At 69.1% G+C, this 16,988-nt stretch carries 14 protein-coding genes; 5 read left to right on the forward strand and 9 right to left on the reverse strand.

All coding sequences use genetic code 11. The features are described from left to right. Positions 1-237: 237 nt before the first annotated feature. From FHT37_RS04660 to queF, 8 genes are all read right to left on the reverse strand, one after another. Positions 238-2,253 (reverse strand): ATP-binding cassette domain-containing protein, encoded by a 2,016-nt coding sequence (locus FHT37_RS04660; protein WP_183479126.1) that lies wholly within the window; start codon positions 2,251-2,253, stop codon positions 238-240. Next, a complete protein-coding gene (prmB, locus tag FHT37_RS04665; protein ID WP_183479128.1) occupies positions 2,250-3,143 on the reverse strand; it encodes a 50S ribosomal protein L3 N(5)-glutamine methyltransferase in 894 nt (297 codons plus the stop codon). The genes FHT37_RS04660 and prmB overlap by 4 nt, the downstream gene beginning before the upstream one ends. Continuing rightward, entirely contained in the window at positions 3,140-4,291 is a 1,152-nt protein-coding gene (gene dapE / locus FHT37_RS04670; RefSeq protein ID WP_183479130.1) for a succinyl-diaminopimelate desuccinylase, read from the reverse strand. Before dapE ends, prmB begins: the two co-directional genes overlap by 4 nt. Before the next feature lie 20 nt (positions 4,292-4,311). Then, on the reverse strand, positions 4,312-5,478 hold the full coding sequence (locus tag FHT37_RS04675; protein ID WP_147240184.1) for a PilT/PilU family type 4a pilus ATPase: 1,167 nt from the start codon (positions 5,476-5,478) through the stop codon (positions 4,312-4,314). Between the two features lie 124 nt (positions 5,479-5,602). Next, positions 5,603-6,421, reverse strand: a complete 819-nt coding sequence (gene dapD / locus FHT37_RS04680; protein WP_091724337.1) for a 2,3,4,5-tetrahydropyridine-2,6-dicarboxylate N-succinyltransferase — start codon at positions 6,419-6,421, stop codon at positions 5,603-5,605. 81 nt (positions 6,422-6,502) lie between these two features. Beyond that, complete coding sequence (dapC, locus tag FHT37_RS04685; protein WP_183479132.1) at positions 6,503-7,765, reverse strand: succinyldiaminopimelate transaminase; 1,263 nt, start codon at positions 7,763-7,765, stop codon at positions 6,503-6,505. Between the two features lie 64 nt (positions 7,766-7,829). Continuing rightward, complete coding sequence (locus tag FHT37_RS04690; RefSeq protein WP_183479135.1) at positions 7,830-8,255, reverse strand: SET domain-containing protein; 426 nt, start codon at positions 8,253-8,255, stop codon at positions 7,830-7,832. Positions 8,256-8,289: 34 nt separating this feature from the next. Beyond that, positions 8,290-8,721: a preQ(1) synthase gene (gene queF, locus FHT37_RS04695; RefSeq protein WP_091725219.1), complete on the reverse strand. Its 432-nt coding sequence runs from the start codon at positions 8,719-8,721 to the stop codon at positions 8,290-8,292. Between the two features lie 230 nt (positions 8,722-8,951). On the opposite strand from queF, the gene smc reads away from it, so the two are divergent. The 4 genes from smc to FHT37_RS04715 all read left to right on the forward strand — a co-directional run bounded on the left by smc (position 8,952) and on the right by FHT37_RS04715 (position 15,103). Next, positions 8,952-12,464, forward strand: coding sequence for a chromosome segregation protein SMC (gene smc, locus FHT37_RS04700; RefSeq protein ID WP_183479137.1), 3,513 nt, complete (start codon positions 8,952-8,954; stop codon positions 12,462-12,464). 67 nt (positions 12,465-12,531) lie between these two features. Next, entirely contained in the window at positions 12,532-13,635 is a 1,104-nt protein-coding gene (locus FHT37_RS04705) for a cell division protein FtsZ (RefSeq protein WP_255489485.1), read from the forward strand. 264 nt (positions 13,636-13,899) lie between these two features. Then, a complete protein-coding gene (locus tag FHT37_RS04710; protein ID WP_183479139.1) occupies positions 13,900-14,421 on the forward strand; it encodes a hypothetical protein in 522 nt (173 codons plus the stop codon). A gap of 502 nt (positions 14,422-14,923) precedes the next feature. Then, positions 14,924-15,103, forward strand: a complete 180-nt coding sequence (locus FHT37_RS04715; protein ID WP_183479141.1) for a hypothetical protein — start codon at positions 14,924-14,926, stop codon at positions 15,101-15,103. Here the strand turns inward: FHT37_RS04715 and FHT37_RS04720 are convergent. After that, the gene (locus FHT37_RS04720) at positions 15,100-15,831 is read right to left on the reverse strand and encodes a phosphoribosyltransferase (protein ID WP_255489486.1); all 732 of its coding nucleotides are present in this window, start codon (positions 15,829-15,831) and stop codon (positions 15,100-15,102) included. The genes FHT37_RS04715 and FHT37_RS04720 overlap by 4 nt on opposite strands. A 149-nt stretch (positions 15,832-15,980) precedes the next feature. Between FHT37_RS04720 and FHT37_RS04725 the strand changes: the two genes are divergently transcribed. Continuing rightward, positions 15,981-16,976, forward strand: a complete 996-nt coding sequence (locus tag FHT37_RS04725) for a Ku protein (RefSeq protein WP_091724342.1) — start codon at positions 15,981-15,983, stop codon at positions 16,974-16,976. The last annotated feature ends 12 nt before the right edge of the window (positions 16,977-16,988 follow it).

The raw sequence follows: 16,988 nt of genomic DNA on the forward strand, positions 1-16,988 counted from the left end.
CGATGCCTGGGGCGAGCGCCGCCAGCACGGAAAAAGGGGACGCGAAGGAGCCCCACCCGTCCGAAGCCGCTCATTCGGAGCCACCCGTTCGACGCCACCCGTTCGACGCCACCCGTTCGACGCCACCCGTTCGACGCCACCCGTTCGAAGGTCTCGGTGAGATCACCCTCTCCCGCGTTGCGGGAGAGGGAGGGGTGAGGGCAAAGCCCTGCGCAGATCGCTGAGCCTTGCGAGCGCTCAGCCTGCGGATTGAATGGCGTCGACTTGCTCGCTCAGCTCCAGCCAGCGCATCTCGGCTTCGTCGATCTCATCGCCGATGGCCTTCAGGCGCTTTCCCGCGTCGGCGATCTGCGCGGGCGTCTGACCGGGATTGGAGAGCTGCGCTTCCAGCGCCGCGCGTTCCTCCGCCCAGGCCTTCATCTTCGCGTCGATCTGCTCCATCTCCTTGCGCAGCGGGCGCGTCTGCTCATTGAGCTTCTGGCGGGCCTGGCCGCTGAGCTTGCGGTCCTCGCGCTTGACGGGCGCTGGCGCTGCGGCGGGTGGCGGCGCGACGGCCGGGGCCGGTGCAGCTGCAACGGGCGGTGCCTCAGCCTTGCCAGTGGCCCGTGCCTCGCGAATCGCCTGCTTGGCCTGTTCCTTCGCCAGCTTCGCGGCTTCCTTGGACTGCTCCAGCAGCCAGCGCTGGTAGTCGTCGAGGTCGCCATCGAAGGGCGCGAGCTTGCCGTCGGCCACCAGCCAGAACTCGTCGCAGACCTCGCGCAGCAGCGCACGATCGTGGCTGACCAGCATGACGGTGCCTTCGAACTCGTTGAGCGCCATCGACAGCGCCTCGCGGGTCTGCAGGTCCAGGTGGTTGGTCGGCTCGTCCAGCAGCAGCAGGTTGGGGCGCTGCCACACCAGCATCGCCAGCACCAGCCGCGCCTTCTCGCCGCCGGACAGGCTGCCGACCTCCTGGTTCACCATGTCGCCGACGAAGCGGAACTGGCCCAGGAAGTCGCGCAGTTCCTGTTCGCGCGCATTCGGGCTGACCTCCTTGGCCAGCCGGATCATGTGCATCAGCGGCCCCTCATCGGGCCGCAGCACGTCCATCTCCTGCTGCGCGAAGTAGCCGATCGACAGGCCCTTGCCCTCGGTGATCGTGCCGCCCATCGCGCGCTGCATGCGCGCCACCGTCTTCACGAAAGTCGACTTGCCCTGGCCGTTCGCGCCCAGGATGCCGAAGCGCTGGCCCGCCAGCACCGAGCGGTCGATGCCGCGCACGATGACCTTCTCGCCCTCGTCCGTGTCGTAGCCGACCGAGACCGTGTCGAACATCAGCATCGGGTTGGGCAGGTTCAGCGGCTCGCGGAACTCGAAGCTGAAGTCCGACGCGGTGAGCACGGGTGCCAGCTTCTCCATGCGCTCGAGCGCCTTGACGCGGCTCTGCGCCTGCTTGGCCTTGGAGGCCTTGGCCTTGAAGCGGTCGATGAATTTCTGCAGGTGCGCCATGCGCTCCTGCTGCTTGTCGAAGGCCTGCTGCTGCTGGAGCATGCGCTCGGCGCGCATCGACTCGAAGGCGGTGTAGTTGCCGCCGTAGCGATGCAGCTTCGCATCGTCCAGATGGAGCGTGACCTTGGTGATCGCGTCCAGGAATTCGCGGTCGTGGCTGATGATGATCAGCGTGCCTTCATAGCGCTGCAGCCAGGCTTCCAGCCAGACCAGGGCGTCCAGGTCCAGGTGGTTGGTGGGCTCGTCCAGCAGCATCAGGTCGGACGGGCACATCAGCGCGCGCGCCAGCTGCAGCCGCATGCGCCAGCCGCCGGAGAAGCTGTTCACCGGCGCATCGACCTGCGTGCCCTTGAAGCCCAGGCCCATCAGCAGCGCCTGCGCGCGGGCCGGGGCATCGAGGCTGCCGGCGTCCATCAGCTGCGCGTAGGCATCGGCGATCGCATGGCCGTCGTCGGCCGCTTCCGCGTCGGCCAGCGCCTGGCGGGCGGCCATCAGCCGGATGTCGCCCTCGAGCACGAACTCGGTGGCCGGCATGTCGGTCTCGGGCATGTGCTGGGCGACCTCGGCCAGCGCCCAGTGGCGCGGAATCTCGACGTCGCCCTTGTCGCTGTGCAGCCGGTCGGTCAGGAGCGCGAAGAGGCTGGACTTGCCCGCGCCGTTGCGGCCGACCAGGCCGACCTTCTCGCCGGGCTGCAGCACGACGCTCGCATCGTCCAGGACGACCTTGGTGCCGCGCCGCAGCACCACGTTGCGCAAGGTGATCATGCGGACGCTCCCTCGGCGCCGAAGCCGGCGGCGACCAGCGCCTCGCGCGTCAGCAGCAGCACCTGGTCCTCGCCGGCCGAGGTCTCGAGCCAGGCCGCTTCGAGCTGCGGGAAGGCGGCCTCGAAGAACGCGCGCTCGTTGCCGATCTCCAGGACCAGCACCGCATGCTCGTTCATCCGCGCCGGCGCGTCGGCCAGCAGGCGGCGGATGAAGTCCATGCCGTCATCGCCGCCGGCCAGCGCGAGTTCGGGCTCGGCGCGGTATTCGTCGGGCAGCGCGGCCATCGAGGCGCTGTTCACATAGGGCGGATTGCAGAGGATCAGGTCATACGCCCCCTGCGCCGGCGCCAGGCCGTCGCCCTGCAGCAGCCGCACGCGGTCGCCGAGTTGATGGCGCTCGACGTTGATCGCCGCGACCGCGAGCGCGTCCGCGCTCAGGTCGATCGCGTCGACCGACACCTCCGGCCAAGCCATCGCCGCCAGCACGGCGAGGCTGCCGTTGCCGGTGCACAGGTCCAGCACGCGGGTGGTCTGGTCCGACAGCCAGGCATCGATGGTCGCGTCGGCGAGCAGCTCCGCGATGAAGCTGCGCGGCACGATGGCGCGCTCGTCGACGTAGAAGGGCACGCCCTGCAGCCAGGCCTCGCGTGTCAGGTAGGCGGCCGGCTTGCGGGTGGCGATGCGCTGCTCGACCAGGACCTCCACCTTCTCGCGGCCCGCGTCGTCGACGGGCTCGCCCGCATGCGCGTCCAGCGCGTCCAGCGGCAGGTCCAGCGCCCACAGGCTCAGCCAGGCGGCCTCGTCGAAGGCGTTCGTGGTGCCATGCCCAAATGAAACGCCCGCCTCGGTGAGGCGGGCGGCCTGGGCCTCGATCAATTCCAACAGCGTCACAGCAGCAAATTCTCCAGCGTGCGGCGGTAGATGCGCGTCAGCGGCGCGATCTGGTCCAGCGGCACGTATTCATCGATCTTGTGGATGCTCGCATTGAGCGGTCCGAATTCCACCACCTGGGGGCACAGCTTGGCGATGAATCGCCCATCCGAGGTGCCGCCGGTCGTGGAGAGTTCGGTGGTCACGCCGGTTTCGGCCTCGATGGCGGCGCTGATCGCGGCCGACAGCGCGCCCACCGGCGTCAGGAAGGGCTCGCCCGAGAGCGACCAGTCCAGCGTGTACTCCAGCCCATGGCGATCGAGCAGCGCGTGCACTCGTTGGCGCAGCGTGTCGGGCGTCGATTCGGTCGAGAAGCGGAAGTTGAAGTCCACCACCAGCTCGCCGGGGATCACGTTGCCCACGCCGGTGCCGGCGGCGATGTTGGAGATCTGGAAGGTCGTCGGCGGGAAGTAGGCGTTGCCGCCGTCCCACTCGGTCACCGCGAGTTCCGCCAGCGCCGGCGCGGCCTGGTGCACCGGATTGCGCGCCAGCTGCGGATAGGCGACGTGGCCCTGGATGCCGATCACGCGCAGCTTGCCCGACAACGAGCCGCGGCGGCCGTTCTTGACCGTGTCGCCGAGGCGCTCGACCGAGGTCGGCTCGCCGACGATGCAGTAGTCCAGCCGCTCGCCGCGCGCGCGCAGGCGCTCGACGCAGACGACGGTGCCATCGCGCGCCGGGCCTTCCTCGTCGCTGGTCAGCAGGAAGGCGACGCTGCCGCGGTGGTCCGGATGCGCGGCGACGAAGGCCTCGGCCGCCACCACCATCGCCGCCAGCGAGGTCTTCATGTCCGCCGTGCCGCGTCCGTAGAGGCGACCGTCGCGCACCGTGGGCACGAAGGGATCGCTGCTCCACTTGGCCAGATCGCCGGTGGGGACGACATCGGTGTGGCCGGCGAAGACCAGGACCGGCGCTTCCGCCGCGGCGCCGCGGCGCACCGCCCACAGGTTGCTGACGCGGAAGTCGTCCGGTCCGCTGTCCATCCGTTCGAGCGCGAAACCGGCCGCTTCCAGCCGGGCGCCGATGAGCTCCAGGCAGCCGGCATCCCGCGGCGTCACCGACGCGCGGGCGATCAGCTGCTCGAGCAGCGCAAGGGTGTCGTCGTCCATGGGATCAGGGTGGGCGGGCATCAACCCGGCTGCACGTCCAGCGTGATCGAGGTGAAGTTGGCGGTGTCCTCGGCCGGCTCTTCCTTCTTCGACGCGCCCGGGCCGCCGGGCTTGACGCCGGGGCCGTCGTTCTGCAGGCGCCAGAGCAGGTTGGTCGGCGAGTCGGCGAAGGCCAGGCCTTCCTCGCGGGTGATCGTGCCCTCGGTGATCAGCTTGGCGAAGTGCTCCTCGAAGCTCTGCGAGCCTTCGGCGATCGACTTCTCCATCGCCTCCTTCACGCCGGCGAAGTCGCCTTGCTCGATCAGTTCGGCGATCAGCTTGGTGTTCAGCAGGATCTCGGTGACGGGCACGCGGCCGCCCGCGGCGGCGCGCACCAGGCGCTGCGAGATCACCGCCTTCAGGCCCGCGCCCAGGTCGTTCAGCATCGCCGGGCGGGACTCCGGCGTGTAGAAGGACATGATCCGGTTGAGCGCGTGGTAGCTGTTGTTGCCGTGCAGCGTGGCGACCACCAGGTGGCCCGACAGCGCGTACGAGATCGCCGCCGTCATCGTCTCGCGGTCGCGGATCTCACCGATCAGGATGCAGTCCGGCGCCTGGCGCAGCGCGTTCTTCAGCGCGGTGTTCAGCGAGGCGGTGTCGCGGCCGACCTCGCGCTGGTTGACCAGCGAGCGCTTGTTGGTGAACAGGTATTCGATCGGATCCTCGATCGTGAGGATGTGACCGGTCATCGTCTGGTTGCGGTGCTCCAGCATCGACGCGAGCGTGGTGCTCTTGCCGGTGCCGGTGGCGCCGACCATCAGGATCAGGCCCCGCTTCTCGGTGATCAGCTTGCCCAGCACGGGCGGCAGGGTCAGGCTGTCCAGCGTCGGGATGACGTGCGGGATGTGGCGGAACACCGCCGCGATCGAGCCGCGCTGGCGGAAGCCCGAGAGCCGGAAGCTGCCGACCTTGGGAATCGAGACCGCCATGTTGAGCTCGCCATTGGCGTCGAGCTCGGCCAGGTGCTGCGGGTCGAGGACCTCGGAGATCAGCGCCCGCGGCTGGGCTGGCGTCAGCAGCTGGTCCGACAGCTGCAGCATCTGCCCGTTGATCCGGATCAGCACCGGCATGTTGGCCGACAGGTAGGTGTCGGACGCGCCTTTCTCGGCCATCAGGCGCAGGATGCGCTCCATGTTTCCAGTGCTCATCTCCGTCCCTTCCAAAGCGGATAGTTCGTTTTACCAAGCGGAGCCCTGAGGCTGGCTTTGCCAGGCTCACGGGCTCGCCCCCTCTTGAGGGGGCCGGCGAAGCCGGTAGGGGGTGGGCCCGATTTCAGGCGCGCAGGAGCTCGTTGATGCTGGTTTTCGCGCGCGTGCCGGCGTCGACCTTCTTCACGATGATCGCGGCGTACAGGCTGTACTTGTCGTTCTTGGGCAGGCTGCCGCTGATGACCACCGAGCCCGCCGGCACGCGGCCGTAGGAGACGGTGTCGGTCTCGCGGTCGTAGATCGGGGTGCTCTGGCCGATGTACACGCCCATCGAGATCACCGAGTTCTCCTCGACGATCACGCCTTCGACGATCTCGGAGCGGGCGCCGATGAAGCAGTTGTCCTCGATGATGGTCGGGTTGGCCTGCAGCGGCTCCAGCACGCCGCCGATGCCCACGCCGCCGGACAGGTGGACGTTCTTGCCGATCTGGGCGCAGGAACCGACGGTGGCCCAGGTGTCCACCATCGTGCCCTCGTCGACGTAGGCGCCGATGTTCACGTAGGACGGCATCAGCACCACGTTCTTCGCCATGAAGCTGCCACGGCGGGCCACGGCCGGCGGCACCACGCGCACGCCGGTGGCGCGCAGTGCCTCGTCGCTCATGCCGCCGAACTTGGTCGGGACCTTGTCGAAGAAAGTCATGTCGCCGGCGCCCATCTGGCGGTTGTCGTTCAGGCGGAAGGACAGCAGCACGGCCTTCTTGACCCACTGGTGCACGGTCCACTCGCCGACGGCCTTGCGCTCGGCCACGCGCAGCGTGCCGGCGTCCAGGCGGGCCAGGACCTCGTCCACGGCGGCGCGCACTTCCGGGCTGTTGGCCGAGGTCAGGTTGGCGCGGCCTTCCCAGGCCAGGTCGATGATGGATTGCAGGTCTTGCGTCATGGTGGGGATCTCGAGGATTCGATCGATTCGGGTCGGTGGGACACGTCCGGCGGCACGCGCGGTGCCGCGCGGCGGGACGGATCAGGCGGAGGTCTTGAGTTGCTTCGCGAAGGAGACGATGCGGTGGGCGGCTTCCAGGCATTCGGCCTGTCCGGCCACCAGCGCCAGGCGGATGCGGCCGGCGCCCGGGTTGAGGCCGTGGGCGTCTCGGGCCAGCAGGCTGCCGGGCAGAACGCCGACATTGTATTGAGCGAGCAGGCCCTGGGCGAAGCCAATATCGTTACCGTCTGGCACCGCCGCCCACAGGTAGAAACCCGCGTCGGGCAGGGCGACGTCCAGCACGTCGGCCAGCAGCGGCGTGACGGCGGCGAACTTGGCGCGGTACTGCGCGCGGTTCTCGATCACGTGGGCCTCGTCGTTCCAGGCGGCGATGCTGGCGGCCTGGATCAGCGGGCTCATCGCCGAGCCGTGGTAAGTGCGATAGAGCAGGAAGCGCTTGATCCAGGCGGCATCGCCGGCCACGAAGCCCGAGCGCATGCCCGGCACGTTGGAGCGCTTGGACAGGCTGGTGAACGCGATCAGGTTGCGGAAGTCCGGCCGGCCGAGCTGGACCGCGGCCTGCAGGCCCGACAGCGGCGCGGCGTCGGGGCCGTCGCGGAAGTAGATCTCGGAGTAGCACTCGTCCGAGGCGATCACGAAGCCGTGCCGGTCGCTGAGCTCGAACAGCGTCTGCCACTCCGACAGCGGCATCACCGCGCCGGTCGGATTGCCCGGCGAGCAGACGTAGAGCAGCTGCGTGCGGGCCCAGGTGGCGTCGTCGATCTGCGACCAGTCGGCGGCGAAGTTGCGCGCCGGGTCGGAGTTCGCGAAGGCCGGCGTGGCGCCGGCCAGCAGCGCGGCGCCTTCATAGATTTGATAGAACGGATTCGGGCAGACAACGGTGGCGCCCGGGCGGCTCGGATCGATCACGACCTGCGCCAGTGCGAACAGCGCCTCGCGCGAACCGTTGACTGGCAGGATCTGCGTGGCCGGGTCCAGGCTCAGCGCGTAGCGACGCTGCAGCCAGCCGGCGATGGCCTCGCGCAGCCTGGGCTCGCCGGCCGTGGCGGGGTAGCTGGACAGGCCCTTCAGGTTGGCCATCAGCGCGTCCTCGACCAGCTTGGGCGCCGGATGCTTGGGCTCGCCGATGCCCAGCGAGATGGGGCGGTAATCGGGGTTGGGGACGATGCCCTGGGTCAGGGCGCGCAGGCGCTCGAAGGGGTAGGGGTTCAGGAGCGCCAATCGCGGGTTGACCGGGGGAGGGGCCGCGGGATCGGCCAGGGGCGAGGCGGGGGACGTGCTCATGCGCGGAATCATAGGCGGCCCCCTCGCGGCGGCCGTACTCGGCTGGACAACGCTGGGTTGACGCTCAGAGCGAGCCTCGGCAGCCGGGCGCGCCGCAGCGGCAGGGCAGGCGGCCCTCGTGGTGGGTCACGCCGTAGTCGACGGTGATCTCGTCGCCGGGGCGCAGGTCCTCGGTCGCGAAGAAGCTGACCTCGCCGTCCTCGACCTGGATGCGGGCGTTGGGCCGGCAGCTGTGGTTGGTGAAGCGCATCGCGTCCTGCGAGCGGCTGGCGTCGATCGCCCGCGCCGGCGAGAGCTCCACCAGCATCAGCCGGCGGCTTTGCTGCGCGCGGCGCCGGGCCTCGGCCACGGTGATCGATTCGCCGGTCAGCAATCCGAGCCGCGTGCCGGCGGGGATGTCCTCGGCGGCGAACACACCGTAGCCGTCGATGCGGCTGCGCTTGAGCGCGACCCCGACGAACTGCGTGGCGAGGTCGTAGGCGAGGGCCATCCGGCGGGACCTGGTGCGGGATGCGAGGCGCGGATCAGCGCAGCAGGCCGGTCTCGAAGCCGTGCGCCGGCAGGTCGACCGCCGGCAGCGGCTTCCAGCCCTTCTTGCGGTGCTCGGCCACGACGTTGGTGTAGATGCCGCCGCGCACGTACCACTTGGCGGTGATGCGGATGAAGCGCGGATTGGTCACCTTCACGATGTCCTCGAGGATGGTGTTGGTCACCTTCTCGTGGAACGCGCCTTCGTCGCGGTAGCTCCAGAAGTACATCTTCAGGCTCTTGAGCTCGACGCAGTACTGGTCCGCGATCATGTCGATCGTGAAGTGCGCGAAGTCCGGCTGGCCCGTCAGCGGGCAGTGGCAGGTGAACTCGGGGATCTGGAACTGGATGACGTAGTCGCGCTCGGGGGCCGGGTTGGGGAAGACGTGGATCTCCTTGCTGGGCCGGCTGGGCGGGTTGGGCGGCATCTCGCGCATCTTGGGCGCGACGGCGGGTTTGGCGGTCGGTTTGGCGGCCTTGGCGCCGGCCTTGGCGGCCGGCTTGGCGGAGGGATTCTTGGCCATGGGGCTGGGGAAAAGACGAAGGGCGCGATGGTATCATCCGCCGCGAATCGAGCGCCCCGTCAAGGGGCGTTTCCACAATCAAATCAAAGGCTTAGATCACGCGCAGGCTGTGGCGGCCCGGTGATCACACCCCGATGCGACTGAACTCGATCAAGCTCTCGGGCTTCAAGTCCTTTGCCGATCCGACGAACTTCCAGCTGCCCGGCCAGCTGGTCGGCGTGGTCGGCCCCAACGGCTGCGGCAAGTCCAACATCATGGATGCGGTGCGCTGGGTGCTGGGCGAAAGCAAGGCCAGCGAACTGCGTGGCGAGTCCATGCAGGACGTGATCTTCAACGGCTCCGGCAACCGCAAGCCGGCCAGCCGCTCCAGCGTGGAACTGGTGTTCGACAACACCAGCGCCAGAGCCGGCGGCCAGTGGAACCAGTTCACCGAGATCGCCGTCAAGCGCGTGCTGACGCGTGACGGGACGTCCAGCTACTTCATCAACAACCAGCCGGTGCGCCGGCGCGACGTGCAGGACGTGTTCCTGGGCACCGGCCTGGGCCCGCGCGCCTACGCCATCATCGGCCAGGGCACGATCAGCCGGATCATCGAATCCAAGCCCGAGGAACTGCGCATGTTCCTCGAGGAAGCCGCCGGCGTCTCCAAGTACAAGGAGCGCCGCCGCGAGACCGAGAACCGCCTCAAGGACACGCGCGAGAACCTGACCCGCGTCGAGGACATCCTCCGGGAGCTCAACAGCAACCTCGAGAAGCTGGAGCGCCAGGCCGAGGTCGCCGCCAACTACCGCCACCTGCAGGACCAGGGCACGCTGAAGCTGCATCAGCTGTGGTTCCTGAAGCACCGCGACGCGGCCGGCGAGGCCACGCGAGTGAAGACCGAGCACGCGGAGGCGGTCAACGCGCTCGAGGCCAAGATGGCCGAACTGCGCCAGCTCGAGGCCGAGCTCGAGACCATCCGCCAGGCCCACTACGGCGCCGGCGACGAACTGCATGCCGCGCAGGGCCGCATGGCCGAGGCGCAGATGGAGGTCAGCCGGCTCGAGGAGCGCATCCGCTACGTCGTCGAGGGCCGCCAGCGGCTGGAGCAGCGGCTGGTCGAGCTGCAGGCGCAGAACCAGCAGTGGCAGGAGCGCGCCGAGCAGGCGCAGCTGGAGCTGGACGACGTCGCCACCCAGATCGCGCAGGCCGAGGAGCAGAGCGAGATCCTCGCCGCCCAGGCCGAAGACCAGGCGATGAAGCTGCCCGAGGTCGAGGACCAGGTGCGCGCCGCGCAGGCGCGCGCCAACGAGCAGCGCACGCAGGTCACGCAGGTGCAGCAGCAGATCCAGGTGCTGGCGGCGGAAAGCCGCAGCGTCGATGAGCAGCTCAAGGGCCTGCGCGGCCGCCGCGAGCGCTTGGCTCAGGAACGCCAGGGCCTGGCCGCGCCGCAGCACGACAAGCTCGACGAGGTGAAGCGGCTGTCTGTCGCCGCCGACGAGCAGCAGGCGGTGGCCGACGCGCGGCTGGCGGAACTCGCGGAAGCAGCGCCTGCCGCCGACGAGGCGCGCCAGCAGGCCCAGCAGGAATCGCAGCAGCAGGCCGCGAAGCTGACCGACATCGTCGCGCGGCTGACCGCGCTGCGGGCGCTGCAGGAGAAGGTGCAGACCGAGGGCAAGCTCAAGCCCTGGCTGGCCAAGCATGGGCTGCAGGACATCAAGGGCCTGTGGACGCAGCTGCATATCACGCCGGGCTGGGAGAACGCGCTCGAGGCGGCGATGCGCGAGCGCATGGGCGCGCTGTCGGTGGGCCGGCTGGAGACGGTGCAGGCCTTCGCGTCCGATCCGCCGCCGGCGCGGCTGGCGTTCTACTCGCTGCCCAGCGGCGACATCGCCAACACGCATCGCGCGCTGCCGCCGCTGACCGACCAGCTCAAGCTGGAGTCCAGCGGCCTGAAGGCGCTGATGAACGACTGGCTCGAGGGCATCTACACCGCGGAGTCCATCGCGGACGCGCTGGCGGAGCGCCCCAAGCTCAGCCACGGCGAACTCATCATGACCCGCGAGGGCCACGCGGTGAGCCAGTTCGCGGTCAGCTTCTACGCGCCGGACTCCGAAACCGCCGGCCTGCTGGCGCGCGCGCAGGAGATCGAGAACCTGGAGCGCGAGCAGCGCGCGCAGACGCTGATCGCCGACGAGTCGCGCGCCCAGGCGGTCCGCGCCGAGGCCGTCTACACCGATGCGTCGCAGCGCCTGGCGGTGGTGCGGCGCGAGGCGAGCGAGACGCAGGCCCGTGCCCATCAACTGCAGGTCGAGCTGCTGCGCCTGGCGCAGCAGACCGAGGCCGCCGTCGCGCGGCGCACGCAGCTCGATGACGAGCTGGGCGAGATCGACGCCCAGACCGAGGCGCTGATGGAGCGCCGCATGGAGGGCGAGGCGCGCTTCGAGGAGCTGGACCTGCAGCTCGCGGCGACGCAGGAGAAGCACGCCGAGCTCGACGAGTCGGTGATCAACGCCGAGCGCAAGCTGACCGAGGCGCGCGAGCATCAGCGCGTGCTGGAGCGGCGCGCGCAGGAGGCGGTGTTCAGCGCCCGTGCGCTGGCGGCCAAGCGCGGCGAGCTGCAGCGCAGCATCGAGACCTCGCGCCAGCAGGTGCAGGTCAACGAGCAGACGGTGCAGAACATGGCGCAGGAGCGCGCCGAACTGGACGACGCCGCGGCGCAGGCCGGGCTGCAGGACGCGCTGGCGCTGAAGATGGAGCGCGAGCAGGCGCTGGCCGTCGTGCGCGCCAACTACGACGACCTCAGCCAGCGCCTCAAGCGCAGCGAGGAGCAGCGCATGACGATCGAGCGCGCGCTCGATCCGCTGCGCGAGCGCATCACCCGGCTGCAGCTCGACGAGCAGGCCGCCGCGCTGGGCGGTCAGCAGTTCATGGAGCAGCTGGTGGCGCAGAACGTCGACCTGGAGGCGCTGGCCAAGGGCATCGAGGAAGGCGGCGTGAAGCTGTACGGGCTGCAGGGCGAGATCGACCGCATCAACCGCGACATCGCGGCGCTGGGCGCGGTGAACCTGGCGGCGCTGGACGAGCTGGGCGCCGCGCGCGAGCGCAAGACCTTCCTGGACTCGCAGTTCGCCGACCTGACCAGCGCAATCACCACGCTGGAGGACGCGATCCACAAGATCGACCTGGAGACCCGCGACCTGCTGGGCTCCACCTTTAACCAGGTCAACGAGCATTTCGGCCGCATGTTCCCGAGCCTCTTCGGCGGCGGCCAGGCCAAGCTGGTCATGACCGGCGACGAGATCCTGGATGCCGGCGTGCAGGTGATGGCGCAGCCGCCGGGCAAGAAGAACTCGACCATCCATCTGCTGTCGGGCGGCGAGAAGGCGCTGACGGCGATCGCGCTGGTGTTCGCGATCTTCCAGCTGAATCCGGCGCCGTTCTGCCTGCTGGACGAGGTCGACGCGCCGCTGGACGACGCCAACACCGAGCGCTACGCGCGGCTGGTGTCGGAGATGAGCAAGATCACGCAGTTCCTGTTCATCTCCCACAACAAGATCGCGATGGAGATGGCCAAGCAGCTGATCGGCGTGACGATGCAGGAGCAGGGCGTGTCGCGCATCGTGGCGGTGGACATGGAATCCGCGCTGGCGATGGCCGAGCAATGAGGATGACGACGGTGATCGCGGCGCCTGTGGGGCACGAGGCGCGCGAGGCCGCAGGAGCAAACGAGCGATGACGACGGACTGGAACCTGACGACGCTGTTGGCCGCGCTGGGCGGCGTGGTGCTGGTGGGGCTGCTGGCGCAGGGCTGGTGGAGCGCGCGCAAGGCGGGGCCGCGACGCGCGGAGCCGCTCGCGCCGGTGGGCGACCGTCAGGAGCCCAGCCTGGGTGCCGGCGGTGCCGCGCCGGGCCAGGCGCCGGTGACGCTGGACGGCGCCGCCGACGGGGAGCCGCTGCCGGACTTGCGGACGCTGGACGAGACCGTCCCGGCGGTGGCCCGCACGCGCAAGGCCTCGACCCGCATCGATGCGCTGATCGACGCGATCGCGACGCTGGCGCCGGACTCGCCGGTGAGCGGCGAGATGGCGCTGTCGCACCTGCCGGGCAGCCGGCGCGCCGGGACCAAGCCCTTCCAGATCGAAGGCTTGAACGCGGACAGCGGTGAGTGGGAGCTGCCGCATCCGGGCCAGCGCTACGGCGAGTTCCAGGCGGGGCTGCAGATGGCCAACCGCAGCGGCGCGCTCAACGAGATCGAGTACTCGGAGTTCGTGCAGAAGATCCAGGGTTTCGCGGACGGCATCGGCGCGATGCCGGAGTTCCCCGACATGCTGGACGTGGTGGCGCGGGCGCGCGAGCTCGACCAGTTCGCGGCCAGCCACGACGCGCAGCTGGCGATCGTGCTGCGCGCCCGGGGCGCGGCCTGGACGCTGGGCTTCGTGCAGCAGGGCGCGCTGCGCCACGGCTTCGTGCCGGGCGCGATGCCGGGCCGGCTGGTGCTGCCGTCGGCCGAGGAGGGCGCGCCGCCGCTGCTGACGCTCAACTTCGATGCGCAGGCGGCGCTGGCGGACGATCCGCAGGCCTCGTCGCTGCGCGAGCTGACGCTGTCGCTGGACGTGCTGCAGACGCCAGAGGCGCTGGAGCCCTTCGCGACCTGGCAGGAGTCGGCGCGCAACCTGGCGCGCAACTTCGAGGCCGACATCTGCGACGACCGCAACCAGGTCCTGAACCTGCATGCGTTCCAGTCCATCGGGCAGGAACTGGCGGAGCTCTACAAGTCGCTGGCCGCGCGCGACCTCGCGGCAGGCAGTCCGGTGGCGCGGCGGCTGTTCAGCTGATTCCGGCGGTTCTCGCCGACGACGAAGACGGGCGCCCTCGGGCGCCCGTTTGCATGGGAGCGCCGCATGGCGGCGTCGCGCACAAGTTCGAGTGGGCGTGACTGCGCGTTCTTCTAGGCATGGACTCGGTTGGCAGGGATTTCGGTCATCGTGTGACGGACGCGCGATCGGCACAGTGGTGGACCTCTGTGTTGATGGACGCGGCCTCGGTAACGAGGTACCGATGACGAAGTGATCGAAACTCTTGACCCTCGAGCCGTTTCAATGTCGAAGCCCGCCAGCACGATGCCCGGGATCGATGCCTTGGCCTTTCCGAGTGATCCTGCGCCGGAAGTCAATGCGCATGTCTTCATACTTGCTACGACGTTCGGGTCGAAAGCGCAACTGGCGGCCTTGCTCCAGGTGAGCCCGGCGACGGTCGAGCAGATGGACCGGGACCGGCAACTGTTCAGCTTCGTCAGCCGATCCAAGCGATATCGGCTGTATGGCCTCTATCAGGCATTGCCGGAGGTGGCTGGTGCGCCGCTGAAGGCCATCCTCGCCCGCTTCTACGGGGCCATTGATGCCGGGCAGACGTGGATGACGGAGCAGCACTTCGCCTCCTTCTTCAGGGCACCCAACAACATGCTGGCGTGGGCGACGCCATTGGAAGTGTTGTTGGGACATCGGCTGTACGACGCGCCGATCGAGCAGGAAGCCGCATGGCTGTATGCACAGGACGCTTCCTGCCGCCTTCGCGCCGTGCTCGGCGCGGCGCACGACGAACTGATGCATCGGAGGAACTGATGGACGACGTCCAAGTGCCCGTGCGCGTGCCGCCGTTCCGTGGGCAGGAACTCCAATTGGAACTTCTCGATGCGGGGACGGTCACGCTTTTGCGGTCCTATCAGCACCCCAACGCAGATTGGGAACCCCCACCTGTTGAGTTCCGTACCAACCGAGTCGATCCCCCGCCAGGGCACGGTGAGTCCTTCGCCGTCATGTACACGTCGACCAACATTCAATCGAGCGCAATGGAGGTCCGCGCGCTGTTCTGGGACGCGGATGACGATCGCTTCTACTGGGACGAAGATGCGGCCTCCAAGTTCCATGTGGTGAGGTTCTCACCGGGACGACCGGCGATCTTCATCCCTATCGACGGGCGTAATCGTGCGGCGTTCCGTCTTCAGGGAAAGCTGGAACCCAGCTACGAATCGACCCGTTGGATCGCCTTGGAGCTATATCGCCGATACGGGCATCTCGTCCACGGCATCAGCTACGAGTCCTTCACCGTCATCAGTTGGGTCGCGTGTATGCGATCTGGCATTCGCGCAAGGATGATCTCGACCTCTCGGCCAGCGCGGAGCGACCTCTGCTCACCGAAGATGCGGAGTTTCTGGCCTTTCTGGCGGCCCACCCCTTCATCGACCTGCTGCGAACGGGCCCGACCCCGAATCCGCAAGGGAATCCGGCACTCGCCGCGGCCTAGGTCTTTGCCATGGCCCGGCATTCCGCCGAGTTGGCCAGCAAGCGCCGCACCTCGTCATCCGTCGTCTGCTCGAAAGTCTCGTACCACTGCCCGACCGAGCGGAAGCGCTCCGGCGTCTGCCCGCAGACGACCTCGTCCGCGTCCTGCGAGATCAGGTGGCAGGTTTCGGCCGCCGAGACCGGCACCGCCACCACGATGCGTGCCGGTTGCAGGTCGCGCAGCGCCTGCACCCCCGCGCGCATCGTGGCCCCGGTGGCCATGCCGTCGTCGACCAGGATCACCTGCCGACCCTCGATCGCCGGCATCGGCCGGTCGCCGCGGTAGAGCCGCTCGCGCCGGTGCAGCTCACGCATCTCCGCCCGCGTGACGATGTCGATGGCCGAGTAGCTGATCGCCAGCTGCTGGATCACCTGTGTGTTGAGCACCCGCACGTCCCCCGACGCGATCGCGCCCATCGCGTACTCGGGCTGGCCGGGCAGTCCGAGCTTGCGCACCACCAGGATGTCGAGCGGCGCGTCCAGCGCCCGCGCGATTTCCGCCGCCACCGGCACGCCACCGCGCGGCAGCGCCAGCACCGTCACGTCGTCCCGGTGCGCATAAGCGGCCAGCCGCAGCGCCAGTTCGCGTCCCGCGTCGCGCCGGTCAGCGAAGCGACGCCCCGCGGCCGCCGACGGCGAGGCATGCGTCGCCGCATCGGGCATCTCGGGGGACGGGCGGACAGGCAGCATGGCGTGGGTCTCCGGGGTCATGTTGGTCTCGCAGGGACGCTGTTTCCATCCCCAGTTCAGAGCAAGCCGGGTGCCCGCCGCGGCCCGCCGGCTCGGGCGCGTCATTTGCCGCTCCGGCATTCCCAGGACGCTGCCCCGCCGAGGTCCCCATGCCGTCTCGAAGCTCTTCCTCCACGACCCGCACCACTCGCAAGGCGCCGCCGCGTGCGTCCGGTCGCTCCGGCGCGGGCGCGCGCCGCACGCGTGCCTCCAATGCCGACCATGCCGCGCACGGCAAGTCCTCGGGACGCGGCGCGGCGCGCGGCGACAGCGACGACGCGCCGGCCGCCCGGCGAGCGATCTGGAAGGGCGCCATCAGCTTCGGCCTGCTGCACGTGCCGGTGTCGCTGTATCCCGCCTCGCGCGACCAGCGCGTCGACTTCGACTGGCTGGACAAGCGCAGCATGGATCCGGTCGGCTACAAGCGCATCAACAAGCGCACCGGCAAGGACATCGACAAGACGCAGATCGTCAAGGGCGTGAAGCAGGACAACGGCGATTACGTCCTGGTCTCCGACGACGAGATCCGCAAGGCCTATCCCACCACCACGCAGACCATCGAGATCGAGACCTTCGTGCCGGCCACGCAGGTGTCCTTCGTCTACCTGGAGAAGCCGTACTACCTCGAGCCCATCGGCAAGTCCGGCAAGGTCTACGCGCTGCTGCGCGAGGCGATGTCGGACGCCGGCCTGATCGCGATCGCGCGGCTGGTGATCCACAGCAAGGAGCACCTGGCCGCGCTGCTGCCCGCCGGACCGGCGCTGATGATCGGCATGCTGCGCTGGGCCAACGAGATCCGCCCCTGCGACGACCTGAACCTGCCCGCCGAAGGCAAGTCCGCGCACGGCTTCAAGCCCAGCGAGCTGCAGATGGCCCGGCAGCTGATCGACGAGATGAGCAGCGACTGGCATCCCGAGGACTACCACGACGAGTTCACCGCCGCGATCCGCGAGCTGATCGCGCGCAAGGTGGAGGAGGGCGAGACCGAGACCGTCACGCCGCTCGAAGCCGCGCCCGAGGCCGGCGAGGAGGGCGGCAACGTCGTCGACCTGACCGAGCTGCTCAAGCGCAGCCTGGGTGGCAAGTCCAGGAAGAAGTCGGCCTGAGGCCGGCGCTGA

Source organism: Mitsuaria sp. BK037, from assembly GCF_014193045.1.
Classification (GTDB): Bacteria; Pseudomonadota; Gammaproteobacteria; order Burkholderiales; family Burkholderiaceae_C; genus Roseateles.

Coding starts and splice junctions, on each gene's coding strand:
- FHT37_RS04705 (WP_255489485.1), top strand. CDS start 12,532: ATGACGACGGACTGGAACCTGACGACGCTGTTGGCCGCGCTGGGCGGC.
- dapE (WP_183479130.1), bottom strand. CDS start 4,291: ATGGACGACGACACCCTTGCGCTGCTCGAGCAGCTGATCGCCCGCGCG.
- FHT37_RS04675 (WP_147240184.1), bottom strand. CDS start 5,478: ATGAGCACTGGAAACATGGAGCGCATCCTGCGCCTGATGGCCGAGAAA.
- queF (WP_091725219.1), bottom strand. CDS start 8,721: ATGCCGCCCAACCCGCCCAGCCGGCCCAGCAAGGAGATCCACGTCTTC.
- FHT37_RS04725 (WP_091724342.1), top strand. CDS start 15,981: ATGCCGTCTCGAAGCTCTTCCTCCACGACCCGCACCACTCGCAAGGCG.
- dapD (WP_091724337.1), bottom strand. CDS start 6,421: ATGACGCAAGACCTGCAATCCATCATCGACCTGGCCTGGGAAGGCCGC.
- smc (WP_183479137.1), top strand. CDS start 8,952: ATGCGACTGAACTCGATCAAGCTCTCGGGCTTCAAGTCCTTTGCCGAT.
- FHT37_RS04690 (WP_183479135.1), bottom strand. CDS start 8,255: ATGGCCCTCGCCTACGACCTCGCCACGCAGTTCGTCGGGGTCGCGCTC.
- FHT37_RS04720 (WP_255489486.1), bottom strand. CDS start 15,831: ATGCTGCCTGTCCGCCCGTCCCCCGAGATGCCCGATGCGGCGACGCAT.
- FHT37_RS04660 (WP_183479126.1), bottom strand. CDS start 2,253: ATGATCACCTTGCGCAACGTGGTGCTGCGGCGCGGCACCAAGGTCGTC.
- FHT37_RS04710 (WP_183479139.1), top strand. CDS start 13,900: ATGTCGAAGCCCGCCAGCACGATGCCCGGGATCGATGCCTTGGCCTTT.
- dapC (WP_183479132.1), bottom strand. CDS start 7,765: ATGAGCACGTCCCCCGCCTCGCCCCTGGCCGATCCCGCGGCCCCTCCC.